At 58.8% G+C, this 18,045-nt stretch carries 19 protein-coding genes; 11 read left to right on the top strand and 8 right to left on the bottom strand.

Features of this window, described 5'->3' with window-relative positions:
• Positions 1 to 121 precede the first annotated feature (121 nt).
• The 3 genes from C4J84_RS13160 (at position 122) to C4J84_RS13150 (ending at position 1,983) form a co-directional block, all read left to right on the top strand.
• Positions 122 to 769 carry a c-type cytochrome gene (locus C4J84_RS13160; RefSeq protein ID WP_124435519.1) on the top strand — a complete coding sequence of 216 codons (648 nt, stop codon included), beginning with the start codon at positions 122 to 124 and terminating at the stop codon, positions 767 to 769.
• Positions 766 to 1,677, top strand: a complete 912-nt coding sequence (locus C4J84_RS13155; RefSeq protein WP_124435518.1) for a c-type cytochrome — start codon at positions 766 to 768, stop codon at positions 1,675 to 1,677. The genes C4J84_RS13160 and C4J84_RS13155 overlap by 4 nt, the downstream gene beginning before the upstream one ends.
• 75 nt (positions 1,678 to 1,752) lie before the next feature.
• Positions 1,753 to 1,983, top strand: coding sequence for a hypothetical protein (locus C4J84_RS13150; RefSeq protein ID WP_124404254.1), 231 nt, complete (start codon positions 1,753 to 1,755; stop codon positions 1,981 to 1,983).
• Positions 1,984 to 1,992: 9 nt separating this feature from the next.
• Here C4J84_RS13150 and C4J84_RS13145 read toward each other — a convergent pair whose 3' ends face one another.
• Together C4J84_RS13145 and C4J84_RS13140 are read right to left on the bottom strand one after the other, a co-directional pair.
• On the bottom strand, positions 1,993 to 2,274 hold the full coding sequence (locus C4J84_RS13145) for a hypothetical protein (protein ID WP_124362970.1): 282 nt from the start codon (positions 2,272 to 2,274) through the stop codon (positions 1,993 to 1,995).
• A 143-nt stretch (positions 2,275 to 2,417) separates the two neighbouring features.
• Positions 2,418 to 2,603, bottom strand: coding sequence for a hypothetical protein (locus C4J84_RS13140; RefSeq protein WP_003173828.1), 186 nt, complete (start codon positions 2,601 to 2,603; stop codon positions 2,418 to 2,420).
• 299 nt (positions 2,604 to 2,902) lie between these two features.
• On the opposite strand from C4J84_RS13140, the gene galU reads away from it, so the two are divergent.
• Positions 2,903 to 3,742, top strand: a complete 840-nt coding sequence (galU, locus tag C4J84_RS13135; RefSeq protein ID WP_043049885.1) for a UTP--glucose-1-phosphate uridylyltransferase GalU — start codon at positions 2,903 to 2,905, stop codon at positions 3,740 to 3,742.
• A 105-nt stretch (positions 3,743 to 3,847) separates the two neighbouring features.
• Entirely contained in the window at positions 3,848 to 5,206 is a 1,359-nt protein-coding gene (gene gorA, locus C4J84_RS13130; protein WP_124367137.1) for a glutathione-disulfide reductase, read from the top strand.
• On the opposite strand, the gene C4J84_RS13125 is transcribed toward gorA, so the two are convergent.
• Positions 5,207 to 6,214: a DNA-binding protein gene (locus tag C4J84_RS13125; protein ID WP_124435517.1), complete on the bottom strand. Its 1,008-nt coding sequence runs from the start codon at positions 6,212 to 6,214 to the stop codon at positions 5,207 to 5,209.
• Positions 6,215 to 6,385: 171 nt separating this feature from the next.
• Here C4J84_RS13125 and C4J84_RS13120 point away from each other — a divergent pair, with 171 nt between their 5' ends.
• From C4J84_RS13120 to ahpF, 3 genes are all read left to right on the top strand, one after another.
• On the top strand, positions 6,386 to 7,318 hold the full coding sequence (locus tag C4J84_RS13120) for a site-specific integrase (protein ID WP_124362966.1): 933 nt from the start codon (positions 6,386 to 6,388) through the stop codon (positions 7,316 to 7,318).
• A gap of 133 nt (positions 7,319 to 7,451) precedes the next feature.
• Positions 7,452 to 8,015, top strand: a complete 564-nt coding sequence (gene ahpC / locus C4J84_RS13115; RefSeq protein ID WP_124435516.1) for an alkyl hydroperoxide reductase subunit C — start codon at positions 7,452 to 7,454, stop codon at positions 8,013 to 8,015.
• 123 nt (positions 8,016 to 8,138) lie between these two features.
• Complete coding sequence (gene ahpF, locus C4J84_RS13110; RefSeq protein WP_124370793.1) at positions 8,139 to 9,704, top strand: alkyl hydroperoxide reductase subunit F; 1,566 nt, start codon at positions 8,139 to 8,141, stop codon at positions 9,702 to 9,704.
• Between the two features lie 49 nt (positions 9,705 to 9,753).
• Here the strand turns inward: ahpF and gloA are convergent, their stop codons facing one another.
• Positions 9,754 to 10,275, bottom strand: a complete 522-nt coding sequence (gene gloA / locus C4J84_RS13105) for a lactoylglutathione lyase (protein ID WP_124362964.1) — start codon at positions 10,273 to 10,275, stop codon at positions 9,754 to 9,756.
• A gap of 178 nt (positions 10,276 to 10,453) precedes the next feature.
• On the opposite strand from gloA, the gene C4J84_RS13100 reads away from it, so the two are divergent.
• Entirely contained in the window at positions 10,454 to 10,990 is a 537-nt protein-coding gene (locus tag C4J84_RS13100) for a DUF4946 domain-containing protein (protein WP_124405805.1), read from the top strand.
• A 100-nt stretch (positions 10,991 to 11,090) separates the two neighbouring features.
• Here the strand turns inward: C4J84_RS13100 and C4J84_RS13095 are convergent, their stop codons facing one another.
• From C4J84_RS13095 to C4J84_RS13085, 3 genes are all read right to left on the bottom strand, one after another.
• Positions 11,091 to 11,456: a histone-like nucleoid-structuring protein, MvaT/MvaU family gene (locus C4J84_RS13095; RefSeq protein ID WP_124435515.1), complete on the bottom strand. Its 366-nt coding sequence runs from the start codon at positions 11,454 to 11,456 to the stop codon at positions 11,091 to 11,093.
• 192 nt (positions 11,457 to 11,648) lie between these two features.
• Complete coding sequence (locus tag C4J84_RS13090; protein WP_124435514.1) at positions 11,649 to 13,190, bottom strand: EAL domain-containing protein; 1,542 nt, start codon at positions 13,188 to 13,190, stop codon at positions 11,649 to 11,651.
• Positions 13,191 to 13,284: 94 nt separating this feature from the next.
• Positions 13,285 to 14,163, bottom strand: a complete 879-nt coding sequence (locus C4J84_RS13085) for a LysR family transcriptional regulator (protein ID WP_124435513.1) — start codon at positions 14,161 to 14,163, stop codon at positions 13,285 to 13,287.
• A 73-nt stretch (positions 14,164 to 14,236) separates the two neighbouring features.
• Here C4J84_RS13085 and C4J84_RS13080 point away from each other — a divergent pair, with 73 nt between their 5' ends.
• Positions 14,237 to 15,160 carry a DMT family transporter gene (locus tag C4J84_RS13080; RefSeq protein ID WP_124435512.1) on the top strand — a complete coding sequence of 308 codons (924 nt, stop codon included), beginning with the start codon at positions 14,237 to 14,239 and terminating at the stop codon, positions 15,158 to 15,160.
• 260 nt (positions 15,161 to 15,420) lie between these two features.
• Complete coding sequence (hppD, locus tag C4J84_RS13075) at positions 15,421 to 16,497, top strand: 4-hydroxyphenylpyruvate dioxygenase (RefSeq protein ID WP_124370790.1); 1,077 nt, start codon at positions 15,421 to 15,423, stop codon at positions 16,495 to 16,497.
• Positions 16,498 to 17,053: 556 nt separating this feature from the next.
• Here the strand turns inward: hppD and rarD are convergent.
• Entirely contained in the window at positions 17,054 to 17,935 is an 882-nt protein-coding gene (gene rarD / locus C4J84_RS13070; protein WP_124362960.1) for an EamA family transporter RarD, read from the bottom strand.
• Positions 17,936 to 18,045: the final 110 nt, after the last annotated feature.

Raw genomic sequence — 18,045 nt, 5'->3', positions numbered from 1 at the left:
CCTACAGGGTGGGGCTTTTTTTTGGCCGTTTCAGGGTGTTGTGACGCCGGATCAATTCCCATACCATCTGTATGGTTATGCAGTTTATGCCTAAGCTTATAACTATAAAGATGGAGCTGTGATGATGTCTCTGGAACGAGCACTGGTGGGAAGCGCGTTATGGCTGCTGTTGGGTAATGCCTACGCGCTCGACGGCAACACAATTTATACCGAGGGCGGTTCTCAGCCCGGCGCGATGCCCTGTGTGGCGTGTCATGGCGCCGATGGGCTGGGGCTTGCGGCGGCAAGTTTCCCCAGGTTGGCGGGATTGCCTTCGCAGTACGTGCGCAGGCAATTGTCGGACTTTGCCAGTGGGGCGCGAAGTAATCCGGTGATGCAGCCGTTGGCAAAGGCGCTCACTGACGCCGAAATCGCCGCGCTAAGCGAGGCTGTGGCCGCGATGCCAGCCCCTTTAACTGCCAGGATGCCCCGCAGCGAAATGCCTGCCAACCCGATACAGAAACTGGCCCTGCAAGGGGCGTGGGAGCGGCAGATTCCCGCGTGCGTCAGTTGTCACGGCCCTTCCGGTGTCGGTGTGGGGGACGCATTCCCGCCGTTGGCCGGCCAGCCGGCGGCGTACCTGGCCGCGCAATTGAGCGCCTGGCAGAACGGTACACGGCGCGACGATCCCAATGACCTGATGGGGCACATCGCCAAATCCCTGACCCCGGATGAGGTGCAGGGCGTGGCCCAGTATTTCGCCTCATTACCGCTGGAGGCCAAGCCATGAAGGCGCTCATGTTGATGGGGATGTTGATGGCAGTGCCCGCCCATGCCACGCCGATCGCCATGGAAGACCAATCCCAATTGCAGGCCGCTGCGCACCCCAATGCCCCTGCCTTTCAACCCCCTCAGGAAAGCGAACTGCCGGACAATGCCTACGGCAAGCTGGTCAGGCAGGGGTATGGTTTGTTCGTCGACACCAAGCGCCTGGCACCACAGTTTGTAGGCAACGGGCTCAACTGCAGCAACTGCCACCTCGACCAAGGCCGCATGGCCAACTCGGCGCCATTGTGGGGTGCGTACCCGATGTACCCGGCTTATCGCAAGAAGAATGACAAGGTCAATACCTTTGCCGAACGCTTGCAGGGCTGCTTCCAGTTCAGCATGAACGGCGGTACCCCACCGGCGGCGGACAGTCCCGAAATCACCGCGCTGTCGGTGTATGCCTACTGGCTCTCCAGCAAAGCGCCCTTGGGGGTTGAATTACCCGGGCGCGGCTATCCCGAGGTGACGCAACCGGCTAAAGGCTACGACCTGGCCCAGGGCGCGCAGGTGTACAACGGGCAATGCGCGGTGTGCCATGGCGCTGAAGGGCAGGGGCAGAAGGTGGGCGAGGGTTATGTCATGCCGCCGTTATGGGGTAAGGATTCCTACAATTGGGGCGCCGGTATGCACAGGATCAACACGGCAGCGTCCTTCATCAAGCACAACATGCCGCTGGGCAAGATCGGCAGCTTGAGCGATCAGCAGGCATGGGATGTCGCGGCGTACATCAACAGCCACGAGCGGCCGCAGGATCCGAGGCTGGTCGAGGGATCGATAGAGAAGACTCGCATCAAGTTTCACGCCAATGATGGCGTCAATCTCTATGGCCAGACGGTAGACGGCGTGTTGATCGGGCAAGGCATCCGGTAAACTGTCGGTCACCGCCTACAAAAATGCCGCTCAAACCCTGGGTCTGAGCGGCATGCCCTGCCTGGAACGCCCATTATGAAGCGAGAACACGTCAAAGCCCGCCATGCTGAAGGTCAGATCACGGCGACCCACGTCATCCAGAACCCCGCCGACCTGGGCGAGTGGATCGTCTTTTTCAAGAAGAGTGACGGCCGCAGTTACTTCCTGGTGGACGATCAGGATGAGGTCGAGTCATTTCCGCGCCTGGATGACTTGATCGACATCCTGCGCAGCCTGGGGATCAAGTTCGCCGAGGTTCACCTGTAGCCTTGCGGCTTACTTGCACACCACCACTACGCTGCGACTTTTGAAATTGCCCACGTCCTTGCCCAGGGTCTGTTCGCTTTCCTTGAGTGATGGGGTGCCGTCGGTGCCGACGATACGGTAGCCAGTCCCCGCGCACGAGGCGTCAGCTTTCTCATAGCAACTGGCCCACGAGTTGGCTTCGCCCGAGCAGTCGATGGTCAAGCCTTGTTCACCATTTTTCAGATAAGTGTCCGACGTGGTGGTGCAGCCGGCCAGCGCCAATACCGCAGTGAGTGCCAGGATTTTGTTCATAGAGAATCGTCTTCGAAGGTGTTGAGGGGAGCGCTGACACTAGTGTGGGGCGTTGGCGGAAGATTATAGCGAACTGCCATCTAGGTACAGCCAAACACAAAAAAGCCCCGCTTGGCGGGGCTTTTGATGCAAGGCAGCGCGGCTTATTTGCCCTTTGGCCGCTTGCTCGACGCATGACCTGCTTCATCGACGAACACTTCGGCAACCGCAATCGCCATGCTTTCGGTCTCGAATACGCCTGCGACGCTGTCGCCATGAAAGTTGATCAGGTGCCAGCCGTCCGCACGTTGGGTGATCAGGTAGCCGTTTACGCCTTTTGGTTCTGACATCTAATTAGCAATCTCGTAAGCTGATTCAAGGGTGCAATGATAGCCGCAAATACGCGGGGTTTGCCCAAGTAATTCAAGCCCGGTGCCCGGTGCCGAAAAGCGTGCTACAAAGGGTGCAGCCTCTGGAAACATCAACACCCAGGCGCCGGTCCGTCTGCCTGTTGAAAGATCAGCGGAACTTACGCCGACATATTTTCTCTATGATGACATCGCGGCGCCAGCAGGACCCATTGTAAGGTGACTGCGGCCTGATTAGACTGCGCCGAATTCCGTACGCACAGCCCTCTGTAAGGACTCATATGATCAAGAAATGCTTGTTCCCAGCAGCCGGTTACGGCACTCGCTTCCTGCCAGCGACCAAAGCCATGCCCAAAGAGATGCTGCCGGTGGTGAACAAGCCACTGATTCAGTACGGCGTCGAAGAGGCACTGGATGCCGGCTTGAATGAAATCTCCATCGTGACCGGCCGTGGCAAGCGCGCGCTGGAAGACCACTTCGACATCAGCTATGAGCTGGAAAACCAGATCAAGGGCACCGACAAGGAAAAATACCTGGTCGGTATCCGCAAGCTGCTCGACGAATGCTCGTTCTCCTACACCCGTCAGACCCAGATGAAAGGCCTCGGCCACGCCATCCTCACCGGTCGCCCGCTGATCGGTGACGAACCGTTCGCCGTGGTACTGGCCGATGACCTGTGCGTGAACCTGGAAGGCGACGGCGTGCTGACCCAGATGGTCAAGCTCTACCAGAAATACCGCTGCACCATCGTCGCGGTGATGGAAGTGGACCCATCGCAAACCAACAAGTACGGCGTCATCGCCGGTGACGACATTGGTGATGGCCTGATCCGCGTACGTGACATGGTCGAGAAGCCAGCCCCTGAAGATGCCCCATCGAACCTGGCCATTATCGGTCGCTACATCCTGACGCCGGACATCTTCAAGTTGATTGAAGAAACCGAGCCGGGCAAAGGCGGCGAGATTCAAATCACCGACGCCCTGATGAAGCAAGCCAAAGACGGTTGCGTCATCGCCTACAAATTCAAAGGCCAGCGTTTCGACTGCGGTGGTGCTGAAGGCTACATCGAAGCGACCAACTTCTGCTTCGAGCACTTCTACAAGACTGGCAAGGCTTACTGATTCACGTCAGCCAACCGGTTTCAAGAGAAAGCCACCTCCGGGTGGCTTTTTCGTTTTTCAGCCCCATGTAAGTCGGTATGCTGGTGGCCTGCCGAGGAGAATGAAATGGCCTACGATTTTGACCTGTATGTAATTGGCGCCGGTTCCGGCGGTGTTCGCGCGGCGCGCTTTGCCGCCGGCTTTGGCGCCAAGGTGGCCGTGGCGGAAAGCCGCTACCTGGGCGGTACCTGTGTGAATGTCGGCTGCGTGCCAAAGAAGTTGTTGGTGTACGGCGCGCACTTTGCCGAAGACTTCGAACAGGCCAGCGGTTTTGGCTGGTCGTTGGGTGAGGCGAACTTTGACTGGGCGACCCTGATCGCCAACAAAGATCGCGAGATCAACCGTCTCAACGGCATCTATCGCAATTTGCTGGTCAACAGCGGTGTAACCCTGCACGAAGGGCATGCGCGCCTGGTTGATCCCCATCAGGTGGAAATAAACGGCGAGCGCTTCAGCGCCAAACATATCCTGATCGCCACCGGCGGCTGGCCGCAGATCCCTGAGATTCCAGGACGTGAGCACGCCATCGGTTCTAACGAAGCATTCTTCCTGAAAGAGCTGCCAAAGCGTGTACTGGTGGTGGGCGGTGGTTATATCGCCGTTGAGTTCGCAGGCATTTTCCATGGCTTGGGCGCACGGACCTCGTTGCTGTACCGCGGCGACCTGTTCCTGCGCGGGTTCGATGGCGCGGTGCGCAAGCATTTGCAGGAAGAGTTGACCAAGCGCGGCCTCGACCTGCAATTCAATGCCGATATCGAGCGCATCGACAAGCAAGCCGATGGCAGTCTCAAGGCCACCTTGAAAGACGGTCGCGTGCTGGAAGCCGATTGCGTGTTCTACGCCACCGGCCGCCGGCCGATGCTGGACAACCTGGGCCTGGAGAACACCGGTGTCACACTCGATGAGCGTGGCTTTGTCAGTGTGGACGATCTGTATCAAACCGCCGAGCCGTCGATCCTGGCCATCGGTGATGTGATCGGCCGCGTGCAGTTGACCCCGGTCGCCCTGGCCGAAGGCATGGCGGTGGCGCGTCGCCTGTTCAAGCCCGAGCAATACCGCGCGGTGGATTACGCGATGATCCCGACGGCCGTGTTCAGCCTGCCGAATATCGGTACGGTGGGCCTCACGGAAGAGGAGGCGAAGAAGAACGGCCACAAGGTGCAGATCTTCGAAAGCCGTTTCCGCCCGATGAAGCTGACCCTGACGGACTGCCAGGAAAAGACCCTGATGAAGCTGGTGGTCGACGCCGACACCGACAAAGTGCTGGGCTGCCACATGGTCGGGCCCGACGCCGGCGAAATCGTCCAGGGCCTGGCGATCGCGCTCAAGGCCGGTGCGACCAAACAGCATTTCGACGAGACCATTGGCGTGCATCCGACGGCGGCGGAAGAGTTCGTCACCATGCGCACGCCTGTGGCAGGCTGATCAGGTCTCGGGCGTTGCTTCTGGCGTCGTTGCAACGACGGCGGCCAGGCGCAACGCTTCAATGCTGGCCTGGGCCTTGATCAGGTCCAGTTCCAGCGCCTTGTTGGCCTGTTGATGTTCAGTCAGCGCGTCCTTTCGTGACTGACTTTCCAGCAGCGCAACCCGCAAGCGCTCCTGAAGCAGCGTGCGCTCGCTGTCGACCTGGCTGATCTTCTCGTTCAACTCGATGCGCAAGCCTTGGTCTTTGCGCACCTGCTCCTGCAGTGCGCTCAGCTCCTTGGCAGTCACCCGATGCTCGATCAACAAGCGCTCGTTGTCTCGATGCAACTGGGTGATTTCGTCCTGACGCACCAGGGCACTCTGCTGGGCCTGGCGCAGTTCGGCCTGTACCTGCTGCAACTGGCCTTCATGGCGACGCTGCTCCTGCTCACGCTGCTCCTTGACGGCATTGCGGTAGTGCTCAAGCGCATCGCGGGCGTGGAGGTGCTTGTCTTCCAGGGAGCGAATCTGCTCGTCCTTGTCGTTGATCCTCAGTTCGTAATCGCTGCATGCCTGGCTTAGCCCGGCGTTACGCGTTTGCTCGGCTTGCAGGCTGGTGCTGGCGGTGTGCAGGGCGGCGCTTTCCTCGACGAGGGCGGCGGCCTGGATGTCGAACTGCTGTTGCAACTGGTGATGGGACTCCTGCAGGGCTTCAAGCTGAGTGAGCAGGGCGCTTTTCTGCTGTTCGAACTGCGCAAGGGCGAGGTCGATGGGTTCCTGAGCCTTCTCCTTCAGGCGCTGTGCGAGACGTGCCACCAATTCACCCAGCTCATCGTCGATAGGCGCTTCGGTGATGATTTGCCGGGTTTCGCTTTCGTCCAGTTCCTTCAAGTAACGATGAATCGTGGTTTTCGAGCCGGTATTGCCCATCTCGATGCGTACAGCATCGATGCTGGGGTTTTCACCGCGGGCGAGGATTGCCTGGCGTGCCGTTTGAACCACCGCTTTGTTTATGCCACCACGTGCCATAGGGTCTCCGTCGATTTCGTACTGTGGTACATGATATGTATATACATACTGTATCACGGCCGAAAAACTCTTTAAATTCATTATTTAACAGATGGGATATTGGCGTATTATCCCGTGTCATTAGCGTTTCCAGCGTCGATCCAGGCGTTCGCAGTACGAATAGGCCCTGCCATGAGTGATCTTGACCGTTACCTCAATGCCGCTACCCGCGATAACACCCGCCGTAGCTACCGCGCGGCCATCGAGCATTTCGAAGTCAGTTGGGGTGGGTTCCTGCCGGCCACCAGCGACAGCGTGGCGCGCTATCTGGTGGCGCATGCGGGCGTGCTGGCCGTGAACACCTTGAAGTTGCGGCTATCGGCCTTGGCGCAATGGCATACCAGCCAGGGGTTTGCCGACCCGACCAAAGCGCCGGTGGTGCGCAAGGTGCTCAAGGGCATCCGCGCCGTGCACCCGGCGCAGGAGCGGCAAGCGCAGCCATTGCAGCTCACGCATCTGGAGCAGGTGGTTGCATCGCTTGAAAATGAGGCCAGGCAAGCCGCTGAAAACCAGGATCAGCCCGGATTACTGCGCGCCAAGCGCGACACGGCGCTGATCCTGTTGGGGTTCTGGCGCGGCTTTCGCAGCGATGAGTTGTGTCGCTTGAGCATCGAGCATGTCCAGGCCGTGCCTGGGGCCGGCATCAGCCTGTACTTGCCGCGCAGCAAAAGTGACCGCGATAACCTCGGCAAGACCTACCACACCCCCGCGCTGTTGCGCTTGTGCCCGGTACAGGCTTATAGCGAATGGCTTAGTGCCTCGGCATTGGTACGTGGCCCGGTGTTTCGCGGGATCGATCGCTGGGGCAATCTGGGGGAGGAGGGGCTGCACCCCAACAGCGTGATCCCATTATTGCGTCAAGCCCTTGAGCGCGCAGGCATCCCCGCCGAGCAGTACACCAGCCACTCCCTGCGACGTGGCTTCGCTACCTGGGCCCATCGCAGCGGCTGGGATTTGAAGTCATTGATGAGTTACGTCGGCTGGAGCGACATGAAATCGGCCATGCGCTATGTTGAAGCGACCCCCTTTCTCGGCATGACCCTGGCGACTCAACCGCTGCTGTGAGATTTCTTCTATTAATACAGCTGCCTGATAGGGAAAACCAATCGTCAGCATCAGGTTTGCCAATGAGCCATCGTCGGTCGGAGTGGGTAGGATTCACCTCATCAACTTCTTAACCCCTGACGGAGAGTCAACGATGCCTATCATCAACAGCCAAGTAAAACCGTTTAAAGCTACCGCTTTCAAAAACGGCAGCTTCGTCGATGTGACCGACGCTGACCTGAAAGGCAAGTGGTCCGTAGTGTTCTTCTACCCAGCCGACTTCACCTTCGTTTGCCCGACTGAACTGGAAGACCTGGCTGACAACTACGCCGAATTCAAGAAACTGGGCGTCGAAATCTACAGCGTGTCCACCGACACCCACTTTGCCCACGCTGCCTGGCACAACACCTCGCCAGCCATCGGCAAGATCCAGTACACCATGATCGGCGACCCAACCCTGACCATCTCCCGCAACTTCGACGTGCTGATCGAAGAAGCTGGCCTGGCAGACCGCGGTACCTTCGTGATCAACCCGGAAGGCCAGATCAAGATCGTTGAACTGAACGACGGCGGTGTTGGCCGTGACGCTTCCGAGCTGCTGCGCAAGATCAAGGCTGCTCAGTATGTCGCTGCCCACCCAGGCGAAGTGTGCCCAGCCAAGTGGAAAGAAGGCGAGGCCACCCTGGCTCCGTCCCTGGACCTGGTCGGCAAGATCTAAGTCTGTGAAGTCCCAAGGGCGGGTATCCGCACCTACCCAGTAAGCTGCAACCGCCCTCAAAAACGCCCGGGCGAGATTCGCTCGGGCGTTTTTTTATACCCAGAATTAAAGGAAATCGCCCGTATGTTGGACGCCAATCTTAAAGCTCAGTTGAAATCTTACCTGGAGCGGGTCACCCAGCCGATCGAGATCGTCGCCTCCCTCGACGACGGTGCGAAATCCCAGGAAATGCTCGCTCTTTTGCAGGACGTAGCCAGCCTCACTACGCTGATTACCCTGAACACCGATGGCAATGATGCGCGCAAGCCGTCGTTCTCCATCAATCGCCCGGGTGCCGATATCAGCCTGCGTTTCGCCGGCATCCCCATGGGCCATGAATTTACTTCACTGGTGTTGGCCCTGCTGCAAGTCGGTGGCCACCCGTCGAAGGCCAGTGTCGAAGTGATCGAACAGATCCGCGCGCTGAAAGGCGAGTTCAGCTTCGAGACGTACTTCTCGCTGTCGTGCCAGAACTGCCCGGACGTGGTCCAGGCGCTGAACCTGATGGCCGTGCTTAATCCCAATATCCGCCACGTGGCCATCGACGGCGCGCTGTTCCAGGCCGAAGTGGATGAGCGTCAGATCATGGCAGTGCCCAGTGTCTACCTCAACGGTGTGAACTTCGGCCAGGGCCGCATGGGCCTGGAAGAAATTCTCGCCAAGCTCGACACCAGCGGCATCGAAAAAGCGGCTGAGAAAATCAGTGCCAAGGATGCTTTTGATGTACTGGTCGTCGGCGGTGGCCCGGCGGGCTCATCGGCCGCGATCTACGCTGCACGCAAAGGCATCCGTACCGGCGTGGCCGCCGAGCGTTTTGGTGGCCAGGTGCTGGACACCATGTCCATCGAGAACTTTATCTCGGTCCAGGAAACCGAAGGCCCGAAGCTGGCCAGCGCCCTGGAAGCCCACGTGCGTCAGTACGACGTCGACATCATGAACCTGCAGCGTGCCAGCAGCCTGGTACCTGCGAAGAATGCCGGTGAGTTGCACGAAATTCGCTTCGAAAGCGGCGCGACGCTCAAGTCCAAGACGGTGATCCTGGCCACCGGTGCGCGCTGGCGGGAAATGGGTGTGCCGGGCGAGCAGGAATACAAAGCCAAAGGCGTGTGCTTCTGCCCGCACTGCGATGGCCCGCTGTTCAAGGGCAAGCGCGTGGCAGTGATCGGTGGCGGTAACTCCGGCGTCGAAGCGGCCATCGACCTGGCCGGCATCGTCAGCCACGTCACGTTGCTCGAGTTCGACAACAAGCTGCGCGCTGACGCTGTGTTGCAGCGCAAGCTGCACAGCCTGCCCAACGTTGATGTGATCACTAGCGCGTTGACCAGTGAAGTCAAAGGCGATGGCCAGAAAGTCACCGGTCTTGCCTACAAGGACCGCGACAGCGGCGAGTTCAAGACCATCGACCTGGAAGGCATTTTCGTGCAGATCGGTTTGCTGCCTAACACCGACTGGCTCAAAGGCACCGTGGAACTGACGCCACGCGGCGAGATCATCGTCGATGCGCGTGGCGAGACCTCATTGCCGGGCGTATTCGCCGCCGGTGATGTGACGACTGTACCGTATAAGCAGATCGTCATCGCGGTAGGTGAGGGCGCCAAGGCTTCCCTTAGCGCGTTCGACCATCTGATCCGCACGTCCGCGCCGGCGTAAAAACAGCGCGCAAATAAAAAACCCCATGAGCGATCATGGGGTTTTTGTTTTACAGCGGTGCTGGCTGAATGATCTCAACCCAGTAAGCGTCCGGGTCCTTGATGAAGGCCAGGCTTTTCATGCGGCCATCGCTCAGGCGCTTCTGGAAATCGCAGCCCAGGGCCTCGAAGCGTTCGCAGGCCGCGACAATATCCGGCACCGAAATGCAGATATGGCCAAAGCCACGCGGGTCGGTGTTGCCGTTGTGGTAGGCGAAGTCGGCGTCGTTTTCGGTGCCGTGGTTGTGGGTCAGTTCCAGAATGCCTGGGATCGACTTCATCCACTGGGTGCGCTCGGCAGCGTCAGCCGGGATCTGTGCCTTGTCCACCAGGGCCAGGAAATACAGGCTGAATTCGGCCTCCGGGAAATCGCGTTTTTCAACCAGGGAAAACCCCAGGACGCGGGTGTAGAAATCCAGCGACTTGGTGATGTCCTTGACCCGCAACATGGTGTGGTTGAACACGAAGTTGGTGGTGGCGGTATCCGGTTGGGCAGTGACGCCGGGAAAGGTGTTCAGTTCGTGCAGGCTCATGGGCCCTCCAGAAAAAATGGGGCAAAGCGGTCCCTTGGCTTGCGGCAAGCATCCGTGCAGCCGAGCCATGATACGCAAGGCCTGCCGATCGCGCCAAATGAAAAAGCTCACGCGGCCCTTGCGAGGGGCGGGGCTCGGGCCGCAAACTTTGGTGCTGGAACCTTGGATGCTTTTGGCAATGATCGAGTTTCGTAAACCGTTATTGGCTACGTTGTGCTTAGTATTGGGCAGCCCGTTCGTACTGGCGGCCGAGCCGGAAATTCATTGGCCCAGCGGCTGGCAGGTCGAGGAAGTTGAGCCCGATGGCAACGCAGCCGGGAGGACCCAGGCCGTGTCGCGACAGCGCGCGATCAAAAATGATGAAAATGGCAAGACCTTGATGGTGATGGAGTTGACCGGTACGCCGATCGAGGCTGGGCATAATGTCAATCTTCAAGGCGTTTTGCTGGAAATGCGTAAATCCATCCAGAAAGATTTTGCCCAGGGTGGTTATCAAAGTGTGTGCACCAAAATGCACCCCGCTACATTGAGCCGTCTTGAGGCGCTGGAAACTACCTGTGTGATTACCGAGAACGGTCGACATGTGCTGTCGCAAACACTAGTGGGGGCAGTGGATGTCGATAAAGCCTACGTGTTTTCATATGCGGGCCAGGCGCAAGCGTACGAGGCCAGCAAAGATGAGGTCAGTTCGGTGCGTGATAGCCTCAAACTTTGAATGGTTCCAGGCGAACGAATGTGAACTTAAGTTAGTTTCGTTTGTGAACCTATAAACGAAAAGCCCCGCGTAAGCGGGGCTTTCTGTTAGTGCATGTTAATCAACCGCGAAGCCAAGAGTCTACAGTGGCTGCGCCGTGCTCTTCTTTCCAGGCTTTAAGGCCGCGGTGGTTGCCGCCTTTGGTCTCGATCAGCTCGCCGGTATGCGGGTTCTGGTAAACCTTGACCACACGTGCACGGCGCTGTTTCGGCGCACGAACGGCTGCAGCAGCCGATTTGCCCGAGTTTGGATCAAGGATGGCGATCACATCGCGCAGGCTCTTGTCATAACTGCTCATCAGCTTTGTAAGTTTTTCTTCGAATTCGATTTCTTTCTTCAGCCCGGCGTCGTTCTTCAGCGATTCCAGCTGGGCGAGCTGCTCTTGAAGGGCTTTTTCTGCTGCACGAAATTCGGCGAGTCTGGACAAAATCTGTACTCCAATAGTGTAGTTAGCTGATAGCTACTGCGAAGAAAGCCTTAAGCCAAGAGGATTAAGCTAACTCAACGAAAACACCTGCGTGAGTGTATCGCCGGCACGAAAAATTGTAGTGGTTAATTCACTTCGAGTAAATCATGTCTTTGTCTAAATAAGATTGTTTCATCTAAAGTCGATGGCTATTCAATGGCGGGTCAACGCCTTAATGAATTCATCGCAAGGTACCGGGCGGCCGAACAGGTAACCTTGCAAAAAGTCCACGCCTTTTGCAACAAGGTAATCACACTGCTGCGCTGTTTCCACACCCTCAGCCACGATACCCAGGTCGAGCTTGGCGGACAGTTCTATGATGCTGTCGAGAATATGCCGGGAGAGCGCATCCGCTCCGATCATGGCGACGAAGCTTTGATCGATCTTCAAGTAATCCACATTGAAGTTGCGCAAGTAGCCCAGGCTGGAATGCCCGGTGCCGAAGTCGTCGATTGCGATCATCACGCCCAACTGGTGCAGAGCGTCGAACAGGCGGCGCGTGATGTCGGTGGGTTCGATCAGCTCGCGCTCGGTCAATTCCAGGACCAGGGTGACCTGGCCGGGCGGGAAGGCCGCGAGGAACTCCCGGCAATCATCCACCAGATCCAGATCGTGGCAATGCCGCGCGGTGATGTTCACGCCGATATGGAAACCCGGGCTGAAGTGCTCGGCATGCGGCGCCAATTGCGCGGCGGTCTGGCGGAGCAGGGCGCGGGTCATCGGCACGATCAGTCCGCAGTGTTCGGCCAGGGGGATAAACAGGTCCGGCCGGACCAGCCCCTCTTTAGGATGCTTCCAGCGCATCAGCACTTCGCAGCCGGCCCATTGGCGCGTGTCGCCGCGCACCACCGGCTGGAAATACGCAATGAATTCATTGGCGCCCAGGGCCCGTTGCAACTCGTGGGTAGGCGCCGAAGAGCGCTTCTGCAGCCAATGGGCCAGGACGCCGGCCAGCACTCCAAAAAATACCACCAAACTGAACACCGCCGGGTAACGCGCCTGCATATAACGCCACACCTCGCCCTCGGGCATGCCCACGTCAACGCTGTACGGATAGCGGTTGGAGGCCAAAAAGTGCTGGGCCACGGCAAACCTCGGCGGTGTGCTGGTATGCACCTTGCCCTCGGCGTCCAGCCAATGGGGGCCAACTTTCAGCACCAGGAAGGCATAGCGGCTGATCAGGCGCAGGGCGTTGGTGAGGTGATAGCCGTCAATCGAGGCGAACGCGGCTCGATCGCCATCGACCAGCCGGTAAACCAGCAGCGCGGTATCCGGCGTGACGGGGTTGCCGTTCATCAACCACAAACTGCCGTCAACGTAGTCGTCCGGGTTGACCGGCGACTCATAACCGCTGCCAAACAACGAACTGCAATAAATGTTTCTCTGCCAGGACAGGGTGGTGGCGCGCACGAACGGCCGACGAGTGACCTGCTCACGCAGTGCCAGCTTCGCGGCCTTATCACACGGCAAGCCGGCCAGTGGTAACAGCGCTTGGGCGGCGGCGGCGGTGTTGTCGAGCATCAAGTCGAACTGACGCACGGCTTCCTGCGCCGTTTGAGCGGTGCTTTGCTCAAGCGTGCGGTCGGCCTGCCAATAAAGAATCACCACCCCAAGGAGAACGGGAAGCAGGCCGCAGACTGCGCTGAACGAATAGCGGGCGACTCGGCTTCGTGGGCCTTGGGAGGTCAGGGGCATAGAGGGGCAGCCATGCAGAAAAGGGGAGACTATGCCGATGATAGATGGCATTGCCACACGGTGCTCGGCAAAACGTAACAGCGCTTGATCGAGTTCAAACCGGGGCGGGATACAACTTTTGCGCCACTGCAATGAACGCCAGTGTCGCGGGTGATGACTGGCGACGGTCGAGCACAGCCAGACCAATCTGGCGCGGCACTTGAGGCGCCAATGGCCGCACCACATAACGCGGATCGATGGCTGCCGGCAGCGATGCCTGTGCGACAATGCTCAGTCCGTCGCCACGGCTGACCGCTCCCAGCGTGCTGAGCAACTGCGCGCAGCGGTAACGCACCTTCGGCTGTAATCGGGCCTGGCTGAACAGGTGCGTGACCCATTCCGACGATCCGGCTTCAGTCAGGATAAACGGGTCATCACATAACGCTTGCAGGGGCAGCGCGACCTGGGCGGTTAACCGATGCCCGGCCGGTAACAGCGCTACCCATTGATCCTGCAACAGCGCCACGGTATCGAAGCGGTCCTGCTCCAAAACGACAAACCCGACATCCACCCGCCGCTCATCCAGCCACTGTATGACCTGCCGGTCGGGGCCTTCGTCGACGTGTACCTCTATGCCTGGGAAAGCCTGCCGAAAGTGGCTGAGGATGTTGGGCAGCAAGCGGATTGAAGCAGTGGGCCCGAACGAGCCTATACGCAGCGTACCGCGCTTCATGCCACGGGCGTCGGCGGCTTCCTGCTGCAACGTGTTGGCCAGGCCCAGCATGGCACGGGCGCGCCCCAGCAATTGCACGCCGATATCGCTCGGTTCAACCAGGGTCTGGTGACGTCGGAACAATTCCACACCCAACTCCTGCTCCAGTGCCTTGATCGCATGGGACACCGCCGACTGGCTGATACCCAGGCGGTGAGCGGCGCTGGTAAAGCCTTGCAGTTCAGCTACCAGGGAAAAGATTTCCAACTGGGTCAGGGTCATGAGAAAAGACTCATTTTACGATGATTGGTCATTACTTGAAGAATAGGCTCTCCCTTATTCTTCGAGCAAATTTATGCGCCGCATTGCCGATGGTTTCACTTATCTCAAGCTTGCCGCTGTCAGCGTTATCTGGGGCGGAACCTTCGTTGCCGGGCGCTACCTGGCCGATCAGGTAGACCCGTTGCTCGCGGCAAGCTTGCGCTTTGTGCTGGCCAGCGTGGCGTTGTCGTTGTACATGCTGTTCGCCCGGGTCCGATTGACCTGCCCGAGCCCACGGCAATGGGTGCAATTGGCGACGCTGGGTTTCTTCGGGATTTTTTTCTACAACTTGTGCTTTTTCTATGGGTTGCATTACATCAATGCGTCGCGGGCTTCACTGATTGTCGCCTTGAACCCGGCCGTGATCGGCCTGGCGGGTTGGTGGTTGTTCAACGAGCGCCTGGAGCGCGCCAAGTGCGTGGGTATTGCGTTGTGCCTGGGCGGGGCGGCGGCTGTCATTATCAGTCGCAACCCGCAATTGCTGCAGGGCAATGTGGATGCCTGGCGCGGCGATCTGTTGATACTCGGCTGCGTCGTGGGGTGGGGCGTCTATTCATTGGGCTCGCGCCAGTTGAATCACAGCCTCGGGCCGTTGCAAACCGTAACATGGTCAATTCTGCTGGGCACGGTGATGCTCCTGGCCGCGACCCTTGTCACCGGGCGCATGACCCTGGCGGGCCTGAGCGTGCTGCATGTGTCGCAATGGGCCAGCTTGGGGTACCTGGGCATAATGGGCTCGGCCCTGGCCTATATCGGCTATTACGATGGCATTCGGCGCATCGGCGCGACGCGTTCCGGCGTGTTCATTGCGCTCAACCCGCTGACCGCCGTCATTTGCGCGGCGTTGTTACTTGGCGAACACCTGACGCTGCCCATGCTGCTTGGCGGCAGTGTGATCCTGCTGGGCATTTACCTGTGTAACAAACCCCTTGCGCAAGGCAAGGCAATGGAGATTTGATAAGAGTACGGACAAACACTGTTACGCTGTGTAGAATCGATTTACGCATACAAGAATATGGACTTGCGCTCACGCAAGCCTCGCCGTCAGAGACTGATGACATGAAGCAACTCGGCTCGCCCCTCATCTTTGGTGACTTCCTCGCCCGCAGCGTGCGAGGCCTTTCCTGTGCGCCACCCGCTGACCTCATCCTTGCCCGCAAATAACCACATAGCTAGTAAAAAACTAGCTGTTACCCCAAGCATGATGAGGCACCGAACATGACCGACCAATACGAAAACCCGATGGGCCTGATGGGCTTTGAGTTCATTGAATTCGCCTCGCCGACCCCGGGCACTCTGGAGCCGATCTTCGAGATCATGGGCTTCACCAAGGTGGCAACCCACCGCTCCAAGAACGTGCACCTGTTCCGCCAGGGCGAGATCAACCTGATCCTCAATAATGAGCCCAACAGCCTTGCCTCGTACTTCGCCGCCGAGCATGGGCCGTCGGTGTGCGGCATGGCGTTTCGCGTGAAGAACTCGCAGGAAGCCTACAAGCGCGCCCTGGAACTCGGGGCCCAGCCGATTCATATCGACACCGGCCCGATGGAATTGAACCTGCCAGCGATCAAAGGCATCGGCGGGGCGCCGCTGTACCTGATCGACCGTTTTGGCGAAGGCAGCTCTATCTATGACATCGACTTCGTCTACCTCGAAGGCGTAGACCGCAACCCGCAGGGCGCCGGCCTGAAGGTCATCGATCACCTGACCCACAACGTCTACCGCGGCCGCATGGCGTACTGGGCCAACTTCTACGAGAAGCTGTTCAACTTCCGTGAAGCGCGCTACTTCGATATCAAGGGCGAATACACCGGCCTGACCTCCAAGGCCATGAGCGCGCCGGATGGCATGATCCGCATCCCGTTGAACGAAGAGTCCTCCAAGGGCGCCGGCCAGATCGAAGAGTTCCTGATGCAGTTCAACGGCGAGGGCATCCAGCACGTGGCGTTCCTCACCGACGACCTGGTCAAGACCTGGGACGCGCTGAAGAAGATCGGCATGCGTTTCATGACCGCGCCGCCGGACACCTACTACGAGATGCTCGAAGGCCGCCTGCCGAACCACGGCGAACCGGTGGACCAACTGCAGGCACGCGGCATTTTGCTCGATGGCTCCTCAATCGAGGGCGACAAGCGCCTGCTGCTGCAGATCTTCTCGGAAACCCTGATGGGCCCGGTGTTCTTCGAATTCATTCAGCGTAAAGGCGACGATGGCTTCGGCGAGGGCAATTTCAAGGCGTTGTTCGAGTCCATCGAGCGTGATCAGGTACGTCGCGGTGTGTTGACCGCTGACTAAGCAATAATCCCTGACACAACAGCGATCAAATGTGGGAGGGGGCTTGCCCCTGATGGCGGTGGCTCAGTCACATATGCGCTGACTGACACTGCCTTATCGGGGCATAGGTATCTACACAACTTTGTAGCAGCCTACGGTAACCACGATGCGAAGCGAGCCGCTCTTGATCTTGCTTTTGATCTAGGCGCCCCGTTAAACCACGCTGTCGGATTACGGGCACACCGAGCCTAAGCGAGGTGCCGAGTGGTGGGGCAAGAGCGTTTTGCTTACTTTTGCGCTTTTCAAAAGTGAGACGCCGTAAGGGCGGAACCCATAGCAGCCGTTACCGCAGCAACGGATATGTACTCGCCCTGATCCAGCATCCTGGTCGGCTGTCAGGCCGCCATCGGGAGCAAGCCCCCTCCCACATTTGGATCGCGCGGCATCAGTCAGATAGCTATAGGCCGCCAGGTCGCCACAGGAGCAAGCTCCCTCGCCACAGGTTCAGGGCTACGCCAAAGTTGTGTAGATATCTATGCTTATCGGGGGCAAGCCCCCTCCCACATGTTTGACCGAGTCAAGCCTTGCGCTGACGCACCAAGTGCTTGAATCCTTCATACACCAGCACCATCACCGCCAGCCAGATCGGGATATAGGTCAGCCATTGCCCGCCCTTGATGCCTTCGCCCAGCAGTAGCGCGACTGCCAGCAACAACACCGGCTCCACATAACTGAGCAGGCCGAACAGGCTGAAGGCGAGCAAACGGCTGGCGATGATATAGCTCACCAGCGCCGACGCACTGATCACGCCCAGCATCGGAATCAACGCGTAGAGCTTGGGCTGTGCATCCAGTACCGCAAAGCCCTGTTCACCGCTTTGCACGAACCACCAGGCCACCGGTAGCATCAACGCCATGTCCAGCCACAGGCCGCCCAGATGGTCGGTGGTCAGGTATTTACGCACCACGAAATACACGGGGTAACCGATGATCACTACCAGGGTCGCCCAGGAAAAACCGCCGGCCTGGTACAGCTCGTTGAGCACACCCAATGCGGCAAATACCACGGCGATCTGCTGCAAGCGCGACAACTGTTCGCCGTAGACCAGGCGCCCGGTCAACACCATGGTCAGCGGCAACAGGAAATACCCCACCGACACATCCAGGCTGCGGCCATTGAGCGGTGCCCACATGAACAGCCATAACTGCACGCCGAGCAACGCGGACGACACCAGCACGCCGCCGATCAAGCGCGGCCTGGCCGCCAGCAGACGCAGCAACTCCCACACCCGCCGCCATTCGCCGCTGACTACCATGAATACGGTCATGCAGGGCACGGTCAGCAGCATGCGCCAGCCGAAAATTTCCAGGCCACTCAGTGGTGTGAGCAGGGACGTGAAGTAATACATCACGGCGAACAACACCGAGGCCAATACCGATAACGCAACACCTTTAGACACGCTGTCCTCGCGAAAGCCGATTCAGATCCAGTTCCAGCAAAGGATTATGGTGCTTTTAGCGTTAAAGCGCTGCGCTGTTTTGGGGCGGGCTTGCGTGAACTTTCGTGTAA

Origin of the sequence: Pseudomonas sp. R11-23-07, from assembly GCF_003852295.1 — a bacterium.
GTDB lineage: Bacteria > Pseudomonadota > Gammaproteobacteria > Pseudomonadales > Pseudomonadaceae > Aquipseudomonas.
Note: the sequence above shows the minus strand (reverse complement) of the source record. Positions and strands in the feature narration are given on the sequence as shown.